The following is a 16,022-nucleotide window of genomic DNA, read 5'->3' on the forward strand; positions in this document are numbered from 1 at the left end:
AATATGTGCTGATCGGAGGGGCGGCCTGCGAATTGATCATGGACGAGGTCGGGCTGGACTTCCGCGCCACCAAGGATCTCGATATCGTCCTGGTGGTCGAAGCGCTGGACAGCGCCTTCGCCGCGCGCTTCTGGGCTTTTGTCGAGGAGGGCGATTACGAGATCAGGGAGAGCAGCGAAGGCGCGAAGGTCCTTTACCGCTTCCAGAAGCCAAAGGCGGAAGGCTATCCCGCCATGCTCGAGCTATTCTCCCGAGCGCCCGAAGGCTTGACGCTTGGCGGCGACGCCCACCTGACGCCGCTTCCGATCGACGAGGCCGCCGCCAGCTTGTCCGCCATCCTCCTCGACGAGAGCTACTACGAATTTCTCAAGTCGATGGTGCGCGAGGCTGGCGGTATCCCGGTGCTTGACGAGGCCGCGATCATCCCGTTCAAGGCGCGTGCCTGGCTCGACCTCACCCGCCAGCGCGAGGAAGGCTTGCAGGTTGATGAAAAGAACATCCGCAAGCACCGCAACGACGTCGCACGGCTTTTGCAGCTTTTGAGCCAGGAGGTTCGATATTCGCTGCCCCCTTCCGTCGCGGAGGATATGCGGGCCTTTGTCGAGAACGCGGCGATCGAGGTCGATTTCGACCCCAGCCAATTCAAGGTGAACATGACACGAGAAGACCTCGCCGCAAGGCTGCGCGCCGCCTACCAGTTGTGAGAAATAAGGTTCTGTAGTTCCGAAGCCTCGCTCAGGTGTCAGGTCCCGCCGAAATAGTTGTCGTTTGCAGCGCTAAGTCTTGCTGTTCGAACCGGTCGTTCATTCAGCATTATTTCTCACCCATTGGATGACTGGAATCGGGCCTGTACGTGGCCAGCCCGTCGACTGCTCTAGAGTGAGAAGCAGTCCTCACGCCTCCGTAAATTAAACTATGTTTGTGGGGACCTTAGTTCAACGCGCCTACTCAAAGATGGCGAAGGCCAAGAGTACTAAACTGGAGGTCAACCCTGCAACGGCGACCCACAACGGACAGACGAAGATGCCAGGTGGAACGGGCTGACACCGCAGTTTGATGCGAATCAGCGCGGCATTCGTAATCGCAAAAATCAGGAGCGTTCCGCGCGCCGCAATGTCGGCAAGGCCTCCAAGTGGAATTGCCACCGCAAGAGCCAGTATGGCCCCAACGCCAACCGCCGTCCCGAGCAGGGGTGTTCTGGTTCGTACCCCCAACCGGGCGAAGGCAACCGGCAGGCTTCCTCTTGCGGACAGCCCGTACAGCACCCTGGCGATCATGATCATGTTTACGACAATGCCGTTGAGGGTAGCGACAACCGCGATGGCACTCATGGTCACCAGCGGAAAACCGGTAAGGCGCATGAAAACGGTCGCCAGCGGCGCAGGCGAAGTGGCCAATTCTTGCGGCGGTACCACTACGATCGAAATCCACATGACGAGAACGTACAGGACCGTCGTGATACCCAGCGTCAGGAACAGCGCGCGTGGCAGCGTTCGGCTTGGCTCTTTCAGTTCCTCGGCGATGTTGACCAGATGCTCAAAGCCGATAAAGGCGAATACCGCAATGACGGTCGTCCCGCCAATCGCCATCCATGAATCGGGATCTCCGGCCGGCATCATTTCGGGTAGCCGCGTCAAAACTGCGTCCTCGGACATGAGTCCGGCCCCGACAATCAGCAGCAGACCGCCAATTTCGACGAGCGTCATGACCCCGGCAAAAGCAATGGATTGAGCCGTGCCCATGCACGCTACCGCGCCCATCGCGAGCACCACCCCGACGATAATCCAGGCACTGGGCAGGTCGATGAAGACGGCAATATAGCCAGCGCTTCCGGAACTTATGGTCGCAGCGGTGATGGTCGCGTTCACGACCACCAGCAGGCCGACGATCAGGCCGAGCCATTTGCGATCGAAGGCTGCCTCAACATAGGCGGCTTCGCTGGCGCTGATCGGCATGCGCGTACCGAGTTCCGCAAAAGCGGCAGCGGTGAATCCCATCGCCAGCGCCGCAATCATGAATGCAATAGGCGCATTCATGCCGCTGCGCCCAGCGGCAACGCCGGCCAGCACGTAGATGCCGGCACCAATCGTGACGCCAAGTCCGTAGAGGACGGCATGCGTCATCGAAAGCGATCTGATCAAGGATTTCGGTGCGGGGTTCGGCGTCAAGAGCTGTACATGCCGAGATTACCCTGGAGTGGAAGCGACGTGATTTTCACCAAGGACCTAGGCACCAACGGAAAGCTTCGAAACGGTGGTTCCAGGCGCGCTCGAGCTATCCTTTGCACCGGCCGCGACATGCGACACGGTCACATTGGTTCCCGGTTCGTTATCGGTGACAACCACCGATGCCGCCAGTTGCCCGGCGAGCGCATTGACAATGCCGGTGCCAAGGCCGGACTTGGTCTTGGCAGGATCGTCCAGCATCCCGCAGCCATTGTCAGATACGGTCAGGACCCAACCTGATGTCTTGGTGGCAAAGGCCACGTCGATGTGACAGTGTTCCTGCTCGGCATCGGGGAATGCGTGCTTGAGTGCATTGATCGCCAGTTCCGTGACAATCAGCCCCAGGCTGACCGACTGATCCGGGCTCATCAAACTGGCATCGGCTGTGACATTCAGGGTCAATTTGCTTGGATCGGCTATCATTGATGCGCCAATGCTGGCGCACAGGTCTGTTAGGTATGGCAGAAGAGCAACATCGGCGTTCGCGTTCGAAGCCAGCAAACGTTGCAGCGTGGCAATCGACAAGACCCGGTGGTGGGCATCGCGCAGGTGGTCGCGGGTTTCTTCTGACTGGGACCGTTTCACGCGCTGCATCAGGATGCTCGCGATAATCTGCAGGCTGTTGGCGACTCGGTGGTTCAATTCCTGCAGCAGGACCTGCTTCTCGCGGATCAGCGAATCGTTCTTCTGGACTTGGGCGAGAACCGCACTCTCGGAATCGCGCATTGCCGTGATATCGGAGACAGCAAGGACTAGCCGGATTGCAGCGTTTTCGTTGTGGTCCAGCGCGTGTGCATTCAAGATCAGAATGCGTTCGGGCCGGTCTTCGCGCTTCAGAACAAATTCGTAGGCGTCGATAGCTGCGCGCCCGCTGGCGGTTGCCTCAAGCAGGGACCTCAGTTGCGGCCTGTCCCATTCACCGCTGCCCAGCGCGAACAGTGACAACCCGACCACGGCTTCAATCCGCAAATCAAAGGCCCGGCAAAACGTCTCACTGGCTGCTTGAACAATCAGGTGATCGTTGAGCAACAGCAGCGGCATGGTGGAAGACACGACCAGCGCCATTCCGAGACTGCTGGAGTTTTCAGGTGAAACAGGCGTAAAAAATTCCATGGCCGAAGCCTGCGGGACCAGAGACTCGCACATCGAGAGCCATACCCGGTTGCCTGTCATGCCAACTTAAGACTCGCAAAGCCTGATGATCATAGCACCAACCTACCAAAACCGGCCATTCAATCGGCTTCAACCCAATTCCAATTGAAATGGGGCTGAAGCGATACGAGCGGCATTGTCCGCAATGTTGTCGTAAGCGGACAGTCCAGCATTTAGGCAAATGCTAGGCAAAAGCGGACATTTCGGATCGTCCGGCATCCCCGTCGTCTCAACTATGCAGATTTCGCCTGCTGGATGACGTGAAACGCGCCGCCCATCAGACGGGTCACCTCATCCCCACTGAACACGTACTGGGGCTCATAACTCAGGCCGAGCTGTGATGGCCGCTTCCAGCGATCGACGTACAAGCCTTTGTTTGGGCCGAAGGTCAGGTCGATATGTTTGGCGAGCCGCGCTGGCCCTTGCCGCGAATAGGCGGTGCGGAAGATCGAAATGTCGACGACATAAGACCCGATCATCACCCAGACGTGGCCATCCCAATCCGGGTTCGATTTGCTGAAGACCTGCGGGCCGTCGAACGGTTGTCGATCCCCAAATACCAGGTCACCGTCCACAACCAAGGTGCCCGCGACCACATGGATTGGTGCCGCCATGCACCGCTCGAGCCCGACCGCCAGGGCGGCGCTCATCAGGGCGCACGCTCCCGGGATGGCAGGGAATATTTTGAGCAAATCGATCGCGCACTGAGACAAGGCTTCGCGATCGGTATCGGTCATCTCATAGGCCTTGAAGGATTTCGCCGCAGCCCAGCCATGCTGAGCAGCAACAAGTTTTCCTACGTGTGCGATATCTTTAATTGCCGACATTCGCGGCATTTAGGCCAGTCAGAACAGTCCCGCCAGTGGTTCTATTGACGCCAGAGACTGCTCGCGACCGATGCACCAGTTGACGAATCACGCCGCACCTGTTCTTTTTATGTTCCCCATTCCGTCTGGAACATGCCTCGTGCTTAGCTTTGTCGATTGCCCGCCCAAACTCGAAATTCCGCTGTTCGGAACCCAGGTTCCCGCCGGCTTTCCAAGCCCTGCGGACGATCACATCGAGGGCAAGCTCGACCTCAACGAGCACCTGATCCGCAGGCCCGCGGCCACGTTTTTCGTCCGCGCCGCCGGGGAATCCATGCGCGATGCGGGGATATTCGATGGCGACCTGCTGGTCATCGATCGCGGGATCAGCCCCCAGCCCGACGACATCGTCATTGCCATTCTGCACGGCGACCTGACCGTCAAACGCCTGAAAAAGGTGGCCGGGCAGTGGCATCTCGCAGCCGAGAATATGGACTATCCCTCGTTGCCCATTGGCGAAAACGACTGCGAGATCTGGGGCGTCGTCACCACGAGCATCCGGCGCCATTGCGGCCGCTGATGGCCACCTTTGCGCTGGTCGACTGCAACAACTTCTATGCATCCTGTGAGCGGCTGTTCCAGCCCCGCCTGCGGGAGCGCCCAGTGGTGGTCCTCTCTAATAACGATGGCTGCGTCATTGCCCGCTCAAACGAGGCGAAGGTGCTGGGCGTCGCGATGGGCGCGCCCATGTTCAAGATCCGAAAACTGGTCGAGGAACATGACATTGCCGTCTGCTCGTCGAACTATGCGCTTTATGGCGACATCTCCGAACGCGTGATGACCGTGCTGGGTGCGAGCGCGCCCTCTCACGAGATCTACAGCATCGACGAGTGCTTCCTCGATCTCGACCGATTGGCCGTACCAAGTCTCACCGAATGGTGCCGAGTCCTGCGCGAGAGGACCAGACGATGGACTGGAATTCCGGTGTCGGTCGGCGTTGGGCCAACCAAGACTCTGGCCAAGCTCGCTAATCGGTTGGCGAAGAAATCGGCCAAGGCGGGCGGTGTTCTCGATCTCGTCCATCATCCGGCCTGGATCGAGGCTGCCTTGCGCAAAACCCCGGTCGGCGATGTCTGGGGCGTGGGTAGGCGCTGGACGGTGATGCTTGAGGAGCGCGGTATTCACACCGCCCACGAATTCGCCAACGCTCCCGATGGCTGGGTCCGGCAGAGCATGGGTGTGGTCGGCCTGCGCACTGTACATGAACTGCGCGGCTTCGTTTGCCATGCCCTTGAAGACCAGCCTTCGCCAAAACAGACGACTTGTTGCTCGCGAACCTTCGGCGCAGCAATCCGCGAAAAGAGCCAGGTTCACGATGCCGTGATGAGTTTTTCCGAAAGGGTCGCCGAAAAGGTGCGTCATGCCGGGCAGGTGGCCGGCGCGGTCCAGTTGTTCATCCGGACCGATCCATTTGCCCAAGGCGCACCGCAAAAGTCGCTGTCGGGCTCGGCGACGTTTCATCGGCCAACGTCGGATACCCGCGAGATTTCGGCCACCGTGCTGCGGATCTTCGACCGTATCTGGAGTGCAGGCTATGATTGGCGAAAGGCCGGTGTGCTGCTGCTCGACCTCGGCATGCCGGGAGATTCCCCTGCCTCGCTGTTCGACAGGATCGAGGAAGCTGACGATGGGCTCATGAGCGCGATCGATCAGATCAACGCCCGCTATGGGCGCGGCACGGCAAGGTTGGGATTGGCACAGAAGAGCGGCGAATGGCGCATGCGGCGCGAAAACCTGTCGCCGAGCTTTACCACGCGCTGGTCGGACATCCCTTCGGCCAGGCTCACCTAGCGCACGCCAAACAGGTCACGCTTGCCCGGCAATACCGGAGATGATCGCGTCAGCCCGGTCGAGAGGCACGAACACGCGCGTCTTGTAGGCGATAATCTCGGTGAAGCAGCCCTTCGCCTTGAGTTCGGGAATGCGCGCGGCTTCGGCATCGACGATCTCTATCCTGCGGGAACCGTTCACCCGCGACGTGCGGATTGTGAAATTGAGGGGGTGCGGCGCCTTCCATGTTCCGCCGCCCATGACGGCGGCAGCGATCTTGTCGGGATCGGTCGGAACCGTGCGGTTGACCCCGAGCTTCTCGAGGGTCGCGTCGACATAGAGATCGTGGACATGACGACCGAGCCAAGAGGTGCCAGACTTGTCGACGATACGATTGACCGTGAGGTCTTCCTTTGGAAGCGCGCCCCAGATCGGCAGGAGCAGTCCGGTCGCGAGGTAAACGGTCTCCGTGACCAGCTGGCTTTCATCTGCTGCATATTCCTCTTCCCACAGGGCACGGAACCTGGCCTTGGACACCGTCTCCCAAGCTGACTCATCGAGGTGGTCGGCGCGGAGGTACTCACTGCGCAGCGGCCGAACGAGTTCGTAGCGCCGAATGGTATTGCCCTCTTCATCCATGTGCGAGGGCGCACGGATCGCCAGGGCAACCTTCCCCGATTTGCCGTTGCGCATGAACAGCGGTTTGTCCTCGTGAGACGCCAACTTGAGCACCCGCTCGAGCGAGAGGACCTTGCGTCGCTGGGTCAGCGACAGTTCTAGAAGGTGCGAAGTAGCGCCGGTCACGGGATCAGTCCGGATCACCGTGTCCGACAGAACCTGGCAAGCCTCGACCGAGATGGTCTCGACTCCGATGTCGAAGGTGCCAGCCTCCTTCGCCGCCGCGACGCGCGTTTCGACAAGGGTCAGGAACTCGTCGAAGATGGCGTTCTGCACCGCGATCCTCATGGCGAGGATACGGTTGAGCCATCGCTGGATTGGCGGCAGGTCCTCGCGCAGCACACCGTCCTGATCGGTGAGATCGAGCCCGCTCATTGTCTGAAACTCGGCGAGCGAGGTGCTCTTGAGTTTGCCCATTGCAAGCAACCCGTACCAGTCATGCAAGGCGTGCTTGGCGTAGCTGCTCTCGAGGTTGTCTGAGGACTCGAACATGCCCTGGCCGCCGGTCTGGCGCTGGCCGCGGGTGAGCGCGCCCAGTGCGTCGAGCCGCCGCGCAATCGTGCTGGTGAACCGCGCCTCACCCTTGCAGTCGGTCGTGACCGGCCGGAACAGCGGCGGACAGGCCTGGTGGGTCCGGTGGGTGCGCCCCAAGCCCTGGATGGCCCGGTCCGCGCGCCAGCCTGGTTCGAGCAGGAAGTGGACTCGGCGCTGCTGGTTCTTCGCATCCAGGCTGGCGTGGTAGCTGCGCCCCGTGCCGCCGGCATCCGAGAATACGAGGATACGCTTTGCGCCAGTCATGAACGCGGCGGTCTCGGCAAGGTTGGTCCTGGGCGAGCGGCTTTCGAGGCGTTGTTGCCCCGAACCATCGCGTACTAGGCGTTTGCTGCGCCCGGTGACTTCGGCCACCGCACTCACGCCGTAGTGTACAAGTAGCGCATCGAGCGCGGTCGGGATCGGCGGCATGGCACAGATATGCTCGATGAGTTGCTCTCGAGCGGCTTCGGCCTGAGGGTTGTGGACCGGATTGCCGGCCTGGTCCCACATCGGGCGCGAGCGGACATCGCCGAGTTCGTCGACATATTCTTCCATCTGCCGGGTCGGGAAGGCGCGGGTGAGGTAGTCCACGATCGCCTCGCGTGGCGATAGGTCCAGTTCCAGCGCCTCACGCTCCTCGGGGTCCAGTTCGTTGAGACGCCGGTTGAGGATCGATTCCGCCGTGCTGACGAGCTGGACGACCACGCTTTCCTCGCTGGCCAGATGCTCATCGATTGCGGGATAGATCGAGGGGAGCTTCAGGCTGAGCAGGACTTGCGCAAAGAAGCGCTGCTTGGTGCCCTCGAACCGGCTGCGCGCCGCCGCCTTGGCGCCGCTGTTGAGCGTCCTGTTCTCAAGACCATCGACGATGCCGGTGAGTTCGAGTGCGGCCTCGAGGTTCTGATGGATGTTCGTCCAGGCCTCGCAATAGGTGTCGTAGATCGCGATCTGCTCCGGGGTAAGGTCATGTCGCAGGATGTCGTACTCGATCCCGGCGAAGCTCAGTGCCCGGGCCAGGTATAGGCCGGATGCCTTGAGATCGCGGGCAACCAGTTCCATCGCAGCAATTCCGCCGTCGCGGATTTCGCTGATGAACTGTTCGCGGGCCGCGAACGCCGTGCCCGGCCCCCACAGACCGAGACGGACCGCATAGGCGAGGTTGTTGACGTCGGATGCTCCCGTTGCCGAGGCATAGAGCACCCGGGCGCGCGGTAGCGTGTTCTGGAGCAGGACACCGGCGATACCCTGCAGCGAGCCCTGCTTCTTCCCCAGCGCCCCTTCCCCGCCGGCCACGCCGCCCATTTCATGGGCCTCGTCGAATACGATCACGCCTTCGAAGTCTTCACCAGCCCAGCGCACGATCTGGTCAAGTCGTGTGTCTTCGACGCGCGAGCTGCGCAAGGTGCCGTAAGGCACGAACAGAATGCCCTCGGGCGCAGTGATCTTCTCGCCGATCTTCCAGCGCGCAAGTTCGAGGATGTCCGACGGCAGCCCGCCTATCGCGGTCCAGTCGCGCTGCGCATCTTCGAGGAGCGGCGCGTTCTTTGAAATCCAGATGTGGCGGCGATTGCCCTTGAGCCACTGGTCAAGAATGCAGGCCGCCGCTTGCCTCCCCTTCCCCGCCCCGGTTCCGTCACCCAGAAAGAACCCGGTACGGTAAAGCTGACCGTCCGGATCTTCCTTCAGCGCCACTTCGCCGGATGGATGACTGAAGCGGCCATGAAGATCGCGCGACCAGGCTTCGCCGGCATAGATCACGGTTTCAAGCTGGGCAGCCGAGAGCAGACGTGCCGTCACCGTCCTTTCGGGTAGGCAGGGCACGTAGCCGGGCCGAGGTGCGGCGATCGAGGCCATGGCGGCGGATTCGACGAGATGGGTCGGGTGTTCGCCCGCCTCCGGGATGACGACGCGTGAGGGGCGATAGTCGGCATAGACGCCGCGCTGTTCGCCCATGGCCGCGGGTTCATCGAGTACCGCGTAGGCGACAGGCCGGACCTCGTTGGTCTGTGCTGCGCGGACAATTACTGGCCGCGCTGGGCCGGTCCTGACCGAGCGGAACAGACTGAGCTTTGGCCGCGGCGCGACGCTCTCGCTGGCCTTGCGTAGTGCGGCGCGCGGCGGAATCGCGGGAAGCGCCGCATAGAGTTCGCTGACCGACGCGCGGTTGATGGTTGAAAGACCGATCTCGCCGGCAATCTTGTCGATCACCAGGATACGAACCGCGATGCCGGTGCCGTGCTTGGCATAGCCGCCCCTGTCGAGCCGCAGTGACAGGACAACGCGCGCGCTCTCAAGCGTGCGTCGGAAGACTTCGCCACAGCTGGCCGAGGGAGAGAACCAGTCCGGCATGATCGCGACGACCCTCCCGCCGGGCAAGAGATGGTCGATCGCCGCGCGCAAGTGGCGGGCGGCAGTGTTCTGATCCTGGCCCCGCGATTGCGAGATCGAGAACGGCGGGTTCATGACGATCACACTCGGCCGCGTGTTTCCCGACAGTAAAGCCCCAAGCTTGGCGCCATCGTGCCGGAACACATGCGATTCAGGGAAGATCCCCTCCAGCAGATCCGCGCGGGTGGGTTCGAGTTCGTTGAGCACGGAACTCTTCGCCAGACCCTGAGCAAGCGAGGCAATGATCCCGGTCCCTGCGCTGGGCTCAAGAAAAACGTCTTCGACCGAAAGCCGTGCAAGATTAACCGCGAGATAAGCCAGCGCGGGCGGAGTGGAAAACTGCTGGAAGGCGATCTGCGCCTCGCTGCGAACAGTATGGGTCGGGAGATCCTTGGTCAGTGCTTCGAGCGTGCGGATCGCGGCGCCAGCTTCCATTTGACCCACAAGTCGGGGAACCGCCATCGCCAGTGCGACCTCCAGCGCCTCGAAACTATCGCGCTGTTGCCAGGCCCCCGCCGCATCTCTGCCGCCAGTGCTCTGGATCATGGCCTCGCTTAGTGCGGCGCGATCGATTGGAACAGTGAGGAGAAGCTTGGCGGCAAGTGTGCGCGCAGCACTGAGAATTGCGCTGGCGCGCGGAAGCGTAGTGGTCATGCGGGGATCTCCTGAGCTCGTGCCGATCAGCGGCACACCCGCTCCAGCCCCCCTCCCCTCACCGCTTCAGAAGTTGCGCCCAGTCATTCATGCGCGCTGGTGGCCATTCGGTCTCGATGGTGAGACCAGGGCGGCGGTAGGTCTCGGCTGCGCGCGCGCGGGCGCGCCTGCCCTCGGCGTCATTGTCCGCCAGAAGGATCAGGGTTTCGACGTGCACTGGAATATGCACCTGGTGGAAGCGCCTGGCCCCCATGCTGGCCCAAGTCTGGATGCCTGTCAGCGAAGTGTAGGCAGCTGCGGTCTCGAAGCCTTCGCATATGCCGATGGTTTTTCCCGGGGGACCGTTCGTCCAGGCTGCACCGATAGCCTGACCAAGCACTCGCTTTTCGATATATTGCGCACTTTGCGGATCGAGGAAGACTCGTTGGATCGCCGCTATCTCCCCGGCCTTTCGCATCGCGATAAGCAGCGCTGGCTCAAAGAGAGCGAGCCTTCCCGGTCCTTTGGGGCACCTCGGGTGGTAGCGCAGGTCTTCGAGCGGTGCCCAAACATTGCGGACGTCGCGAACGTAACGCTCGGCAAGCGTGCCCTCAATTGCTCGTCCAGCTTGCCAGATAGCAAGATGAGCGGTTTCGGCTTGTCGGCGATTGGGTTCGACTGCGGAGGGTTCGAACCTTGGCAGCTGCGCTATCCTCGAAATCGCGCGAATGACATCTCGGTTGTCACAACCAGCGTGGCAGGTCACGAGTATTCCGCGGTCGCCCTGACGGATTGATAGTGATGGGGTTCTGTCTGCATGGGCTGGGCAATGACAGCTTGCTGAGTCTCCGGACCAAACGCCCCCTAGGTGATGAACCAGAGCGCGCAGTTCTGACGAAGGTTTGTTGCGGACAATTGACATGCCATCTCAACCAGACCCCCTCACCCTCCCCCGTAGTTAATGGAGTGTCCTGTGCTTGCCTGCTGGGCAGTACGTGGGCGATGCTCGCGAATCGGTATCTGATCTTCCAAAAAATCAATTGAAAGACGCCGCTGCTTGCAGCGGAAGGATTCATGATTCTAAAGATTCAGATTCAGGGCGCGCAAAGCAGCTATATTTCAATAGTTTACGACTGCCTAGCTGACCGCGTGGGGGAGTTTGCCTGACCCAGTGGGGGCTTAAGCCTGACCCACCGGGGGAACTAACCTGACTGTTCGGGGCCATCCTGACTCCTTGGGGGAATCAATTAAACGGGTGTTCCGTGCCTGCCGAGGTGAGTTTCTGAATCCCGCGAAGGTCGAAATCAAGGCCAATTTCCAATTTTGATCATGAGTGTGCCGACTCGCCTGTTTTCGCGCCTTGGCGACCCAAACTGCCGCAATTTGATCCTGACCGTTTGGGGGGGTAGTCAGATTTCTATCCTGACCTGACTTGACTGATGAGGTCAGGTCAGGCAGCAATGAAGGCCCAAGAACCAAGTCCTGATCGCAATGTGGCATGGAAAATGAAGTTAGCCAAATAGCCGTAGCTGTTGAAGAGACACCGGAGGAAGTATCTCCGGGTCGCGCCATGCGCGTTGCAGCAGCTCTGAAGGCGAAGGGAGGCGATGAATTCGCCAAACCGGGCAGCATCATTGAAATCAAATTCGTCAAAGGCGAATCGCTCAGCCTTACTGCATCTCGGTTACTGGCACTGATGATCTTGACTGCCGGAGGTGACGCCTGGGAGGACCGGCCACACCGAATCCGCAAGGCTGACATTCGGCGGGGCCATAAGGGCAATGAGCGGATTACCGACATGCTCCAGGAACTCCACCGAACGCTCTTCGCCGTTGATGACAAATCCTGGCGCGGCAAGAAGGCCACGCTTTTGTTCTCACTGATCTCGCGGTCACGTGAGGAAACGGAGGAAGAAGGCGGCGAAGCAGGCTGGATCGAGTGGGAGTTCACGCCCGATGCGCGCAAGCTCATCCAAGCGTCAGAGACCTATGCCGTCCTCAATCGGCAAGCGGTGCTTGGCTTCCGTTCAAATTACGCGCTGAAGCTTTATGAACTGGGGGCGCTTCGGTTGCATCGTCGTCAGGCAACTTGGAGGGGCGATATGCAGGCGCTCAGGGCAGCCCTGGGTATTCCCCCCGAAGTGTACACCGACTTCGCCCAGCTTCGCCGCAAAGTCCTTGAAAAAGCCAAATCAGAGATCGACCAGTTGGCGCACTTCCGCGTTGAGTGGCGCGAAATTCGGCAGGGTAGAACGGTTACCGAGCTTGAGTTCCGGTTTGAGCCAAAGGGTGCTCCTGAGGTTATCGAGACGGTTGACGAACTGGATCGTCATTCCGCGGGCCGGCAAGCGCGGCGGGAAGGGACGGTCGAAACCATCGCGGCGGGGCAGGGGGCTATTCCGGCTCCGCGCAAGGCAGTCGCAAGCGGAAAGCCCGCTGAGGCGAGCTTTCCGAGAGGATCGCTGCGCTACGGGGAAAAAGAATCCGAATTCCTCTCGATCGGTCGGCAATATGGTGGCGGTTGGGATGTGGATATGATCGCCGATGGTTTTCGCGCACAGATGGGCGAGCGTTTGGAAAAGCTCCGTGGGGCAAAGTTGGCTTCATCGTGGAAGGGGTTTTGTGAGGGCTGGGTTAATCGTCGGGGCAGGCCATGATGTCTGCAAATTGCACGCGTGCAATTTCGACATCCCCCACCGAGTCAGGTTGGAGCCGAGTCTGGCCAATTTGAGCCCCATTTGAGCCACCCACTTTCGAAAATTGCGAATTTCTTGACCCAAAAGCGCAAGTGGGTGTAGCACACGCTCAATTGCGAAAGGTGGGCATGTGTCTAACGGACTTCAAATTGAGGAAGCGGAGCGCTTGGTATCAGTCGCGACGCTGGCCAGTCGGACATCGTCAGTGCTCGAAAAGTTGCGGGATTCTGCGCGTAGCGCCCGGGCCGATGACCGCCGCGAACCGACTTTCACGATTGGCAAGGCAGCGGAGCTTGTGGGCCGAACTCCAGCTGCGATACGGGATGCCGAGAAGGACGGGCGGCTTCCTGAGCCGGCGAGGACCGACAACAACAGGCGCGAGCGATATACGTTGGCGCAACTCAACGACATGCGCGGTGTCTTTGGAACGAGGCCCTATCGGACCGCAGACGATCCCTGTTGCGTCGTAGCGGTTCAGAACTTCAAGGGCGGCGTCGGCAAGTCCACTCTGGCGGTCCATCTGGCCCAATATCTTGCCATTCGAGGATACCGCGTTGCGCTCGTTGATTGCGACAGCCAGGCGTCGGCAACCACGCTTTTCGGCTACGTCCCCGATCTTGATCTGACCGAAGATGATACGCTTTACCCGTTCCTTCGCGAGGGTGAACGATCGTCCCTCGATTATGCGCTCCGCAAAACCCATTTCGATGGCTTGGAACTGATCCCCGCCAACCTTCGCCTGTTCAATTCAGAATATGAGCTCGCAGCGCGGATGGCACAGGGCAATGGCTCCCTTCTCGATCGGTTGAAGGAAGGAATTGAAAGCATCTCGGATCGCTTCGACGTCGTCGTGATGGATCCTCCACCGGCCCTTGGCGCGATTTCACTATCTGTGCTGCGTGCGGCAAATTCGTTGGTGGTGCCGGTTCCGCCGACCGTTATGGATTTCTCTTCAACAGCAGCATTCCTCTCGATGTTGGACGAAACGATCGAGCAGCTTGCGGAGCGTGGGCTCGCGCCGGAGTTAAAGTTTCTTCGCTTCGTTGCTTCGAAAGTCGATGAGAACAAATCAATGCAGAAGGAGCTGCTACAGCTCATGCGCACGCTTTTTGGGCATGCGATGGTTCGCACGCCGATGAAGGATTCGGCCGAGATCGACAACGCAACAGCGCGCTTGATGACGGTCTATGAGCTCGACGGCCCCGCCACCAGTTCGGCTGTGCGCAACCGATGCCTGAATTACCTTGATGGCGTGAACTCTGAGATCGAAGTCGATATTCGTTCGATGTGGCCCAGTCATCAGAAGCGCCTACGCCAGGAGGCGTTGGCATGAGACCCCGGAATTGCACGCGTGCAATTGGTCGTGGAATTCACGAGGAACCGGAAAATTGCACGCGTGCAATTCTGCTAGCGGGAGGGTTGCATGAGTAAGAAAAACAGCGGTTTTGCGGCCGATTTAGCGGCAGGTATAGACCTTAATGATGATGTCGCGGCGCCCCGTCGATCGAGCATTGCCTCGAATGTGCTCACCGGGCGTTCAAATCGGCTCGCCGACCTTGCGTCCGGGGCGATTGTTAATCGGACACATGAACTGGTGGATCCTGCCAAATGCCGGATGTGGGCAGGCCATAACCGTGATTACGCCTTACTCAACGAAGAACGGTGTTCGGATCTTATTGAGAGCATCAAGGCTCAGGGCCGGCAGGAAATTCCCGCGATTGTTCGTCGTATATCCGGTAACGAGGACTATGATTTTGAGGTCATCTGCGGCGCGCGGCGACATTGGTCGATTAGCTGGCTGAGGTCCCATAACTACCCTGACTTCAAGTTCCTTGTCGATGTGCGTGAGATTGGCGATGAAGAGGCGTTCAGGCTTGCCGACATCGAAAATCGCGCCCGGGACGATCTCACCGATCTTGAAAGGGCAAGGGATTATCTCCGAGCGCTCACCGCGTACTATGACGGTCGTCAAAAGACGATGGCCGAGCGGCTGAAGGTCTCTGAAAGCTGGCTCACGCGGTATCTTGATCTCGCCCGACTTCCTGAGGAATTGACCAGGGCTTTTGCCGAACCGCAGGAGCTTGGCATTCGCAATGCTATTGCTCTCAAGGCGCTCCTGAAGCCAGATGATCGCAAGGAACGCGCCTTCCGGGAGGCTGAGCGTCTAGCTTCCGAGCGCCAGGCAACCGGGCAGTCAATGCCAGTGATTGATGTGATCAAGGCACTATCACTGGCTGTAGACCCCCCCAAGAAGTCAGGTTCCCCCAAGAAGTCAGGAAAGGCTGAAACGGTCGCAAGCCCGAGTGGCAAGCCAGTGCTCCGGATCGAGGGTGCTGATCGCAAGGGCATCCGCCTCACACTACTGAGCAAGGGCGGTGCAACGCGGCAAGAGGCGGAAGAAGCTGTACGCGCGGTGTTAGACCAGTACTGGACGTGAAACGCGCTGGCTTTGCGAATGGGATAGCAACAAATCGCCTAGGTGAATCAGTCTGACTCGATTGATTCAAAATTCCCGTTGGAACTCGCGATTCCTTCTGCGGCATGTGTCCGCGCATGGACAGCCTGAACCACGGCAGCTTCGTCTGGCTTGAGGCGGTATGCGGAGAACGCAATATCGCGCGGCGCTATACCATTGCCCTAAGCCGTGATCTTTTCGGCGCGTCGATCGTCGAATTTGCTTGGGGCCGAATCGGCTCACGCGGGCAGGGGAGGGCGGTCTCGTTTGCGAGCGAGGACGAGGCGTCGCGCTTTGCGCGCCAACTGCTGCGGCGCCGGGCGAGTGCACCCAAGCGGATTGGGGTGCCGTACCGCGAGGTATCCCTCTTGCCCTGAAAGGGGTCAGGAGGCGGTCTGGGCGCGCTTTGGGGCCAAGGCGTGGTCACCGGGGCGTAAGGTGGCCAGGCCTGCCTTCTCAAGCGCCACGGCGGCTTGTGAGGCGGTACGGCGGGTCACGCCGAGCGCACGGGCGAGTTCGGCGCGGGTGAGGGGCCCCAGCCCACAGATGAGGTGCCACACTGCGGGAGTCTGTGACGAGGCGTAAAGGTCGGCGAGGTGTTCATCACCACGCGCAACCATTGCCGT

At 60.2% G+C, this 16,022-nt stretch carries 12 protein-coding genes; 7 read left to right on the forward strand and 5 right to left on the reverse strand.

Annotated elements, in window-relative coordinates:
• The first annotated feature begins 38 nt into the window (after positions 1-38).
• Positions 39-704, forward strand: coding sequence for a hypothetical protein (locus LUA85_RS20340; protein ID WP_231472190.1), 666 nt, complete (start codon positions 39-41; stop codon positions 702-704).
• 240 nt (positions 705-944) lie between these two features.
• On the opposite strand, the gene LUA85_RS20345 is transcribed toward LUA85_RS20340, so the two are convergent.
• From LUA85_RS20345 to LUA85_RS20355, 3 genes are all read right to left on the reverse strand, one after another.
• Positions 945-2,123: an APC family permease gene (locus LUA85_RS20345; RefSeq protein ID WP_231472191.1), complete on the reverse strand. Its 1,179-nt coding sequence runs from the start codon at positions 2,121-2,123 to the stop codon at positions 945-947.
• Positions 2,124-2,225: 102 nt separating this feature from the next.
• Entirely contained in the window at positions 2,226-3,338 is a 1,113-nt protein-coding gene (locus LUA85_RS20350; protein ID WP_231472192.1) for a sensor histidine kinase, read from the reverse strand.
• A 272-nt stretch (positions 3,339-3,610) separates the two neighbouring features.
• The gene (locus LUA85_RS20355; RefSeq protein ID WP_231472193.1) at positions 3,611-4,204 is read right to left on the reverse strand and encodes a hypothetical protein; all 594 of its coding nucleotides are present in this window, start codon (positions 4,202-4,204) and stop codon (positions 3,611-3,613) included.
• A gap of 109 nt (positions 4,205-4,313) precedes the next feature.
• On the opposite strand from LUA85_RS20355, the gene LUA85_RS20360 reads away from it, so the two are divergent.
• Both LUA85_RS20360 and LUA85_RS20365 read left to right on the forward strand, forming a co-directional pair.
• Positions 4,314-4,763, forward strand: a complete 450-nt coding sequence (locus tag LUA85_RS20360) for a LexA family protein (RefSeq protein ID WP_371823747.1) — start codon at positions 4,314-4,316, stop codon at positions 4,761-4,763.
• Positions 4,763-6,034, forward strand: a complete 1,272-nt coding sequence (locus tag LUA85_RS20365) for a Y-family DNA polymerase (RefSeq protein ID WP_231472195.1) — start codon at positions 4,763-4,765, stop codon at positions 6,032-6,034. The genes LUA85_RS20360 and LUA85_RS20365 overlap by 1 nt, the downstream gene beginning before the upstream one ends.
• A gap of 15 nt (positions 6,035-6,049) precedes the next feature.
• Here LUA85_RS20365 and LUA85_RS20370 read toward each other — a convergent pair whose 3' ends face one another.
• Positions 6,050-10,267 (reverse strand): strawberry notch family protein, encoded by a 4,218-nt coding sequence (locus LUA85_RS20370; protein WP_231472196.1) that lies wholly within the window; start codon positions 10,265-10,267, stop codon positions 6,050-6,052.
• A 58-nt stretch (positions 10,268-10,325) separates the two neighbouring features.
• Positions 10,326-11,012, reverse strand: coding sequence for a toprim domain-containing protein (locus tag LUA85_RS20375; RefSeq protein ID WP_231472197.1), 687 nt, complete (start codon positions 11,010-11,012; stop codon positions 10,326-10,328).
• A gap of 804 nt (positions 11,013-11,816) precedes the next feature.
• On the opposite strand from LUA85_RS20375, the gene LUA85_RS20380 reads away from it, so the two are divergent.
• The 4 genes from LUA85_RS20380 (at position 11,817) to LUA85_RS20395 (ending at position 15,773) form a co-directional block, all read left to right on the forward strand.
• Positions 11,817-12,902 (forward strand): replication initiation protein, encoded by a 1,086-nt coding sequence (locus LUA85_RS20380; RefSeq protein WP_371823751.1) that lies wholly within the window; start codon positions 11,817-11,819, stop codon positions 12,900-12,902.
• Positions 12,903-13,071: 169 nt separating this feature from the next.
• On the forward strand, positions 13,072-14,274 hold the full coding sequence (locus LUA85_RS20385) for an AAA family ATPase (RefSeq protein WP_026149984.1): 1,203 nt from the start codon (positions 13,072-13,074) through the stop codon (positions 14,272-14,274).
• Positions 14,275-14,364: 90 nt separating this feature from the next.
• The gene (locus LUA85_RS20390) at positions 14,365-15,378 is read left to right on the forward strand and encodes a ParB/RepB/Spo0J family partition protein (protein ID WP_231472199.1); all 1,014 of its coding nucleotides are present in this window, start codon (positions 14,365-14,367) and stop codon (positions 15,376-15,378) included.
• A 116-nt stretch (positions 15,379-15,494) separates the two neighbouring features.
• On the forward strand, positions 15,495-15,773 hold the full coding sequence (locus LUA85_RS20395) for a WGR domain-containing protein (protein WP_231472200.1): 279 nt from the start codon (positions 15,495-15,497) through the stop codon (positions 15,771-15,773).
• The last annotated feature ends 249 nt before the right edge of the window (positions 15,774-16,022 follow it).

The organism is Novosphingobium sp. CECT 9465 (assembly GCF_920987055.1).
Lineage (GTDB): Bacteria > Pseudomonadota > Alphaproteobacteria > Sphingomonadales > Sphingomonadaceae > Novosphingobium.

What these genes read in the sequence shown, in the direction of transcription:
- LUA85_RS20340 (WP_231472190.1), top strand. Translation starts at nt 39, where the DNA reads ATGGACGAGGTCGGGCTGGACTTCCGCGCCACCAAGGATCTCGATATC.
- LUA85_RS20345 (WP_231472191.1), bottom strand. Translation starts at nt 2,123, where the DNA reads ATGACGCATGCCGTCCTCTACGGACTTGGCGTCACGATTGGTGCCGGC.
- LUA85_RS20350 (WP_231472192.1), bottom strand. Translation starts at nt 3,338, where the DNA reads ATGGAATTTTTTACGCCTGTTTCACCTGAAAACTCCAGCAGTCTCGGA.
- LUA85_RS20355 (WP_231472193.1), bottom strand. Translation starts at nt 4,204, where the DNA reads ATGTCGGCAATTAAAGATATCGCACACGTAGGAAAACTTGTTGCTGCT.
- LUA85_RS20360 (WP_371823747.1), top strand. Translation starts at nt 4,314, where the DNA reads ATGTTCCCCATTCCGTCTGGAACATGCCTCGTGCTTAGCTTTGTCGAT.
- LUA85_RS20365 (WP_231472195.1), top strand. Translation starts at nt 4,763, where the DNA reads ATGGCCACCTTTGCGCTGGTCGACTGCAACAACTTCTATGCATCCTGT.
- LUA85_RS20370 (WP_231472196.1), bottom strand. Translation starts at nt 10,267, where the DNA reads ATGACCACTACGCTTCCGCGCGCCAGCGCAATTCTCAGTGCTGCGCGC.
- LUA85_RS20380 (WP_371823751.1), top strand. Translation starts at nt 11,817, where the DNA reads ATGCGCGTTGCAGCAGCTCTGAAGGCGAAGGGAGGCGATGAATTCGCC.
- LUA85_RS20390 (WP_231472199.1), top strand. Translation starts at nt 14,365, where the DNA reads ATGAGTAAGAAAAACAGCGGTTTTGCGGCCGATTTAGCGGCAGGTATA.
- LUA85_RS20395 (WP_231472200.1), top strand. Translation starts at nt 15,495, where the DNA reads ATGGACAGCCTGAACCACGGCAGCTTCGTCTGGCTTGAGGCGGTATGC.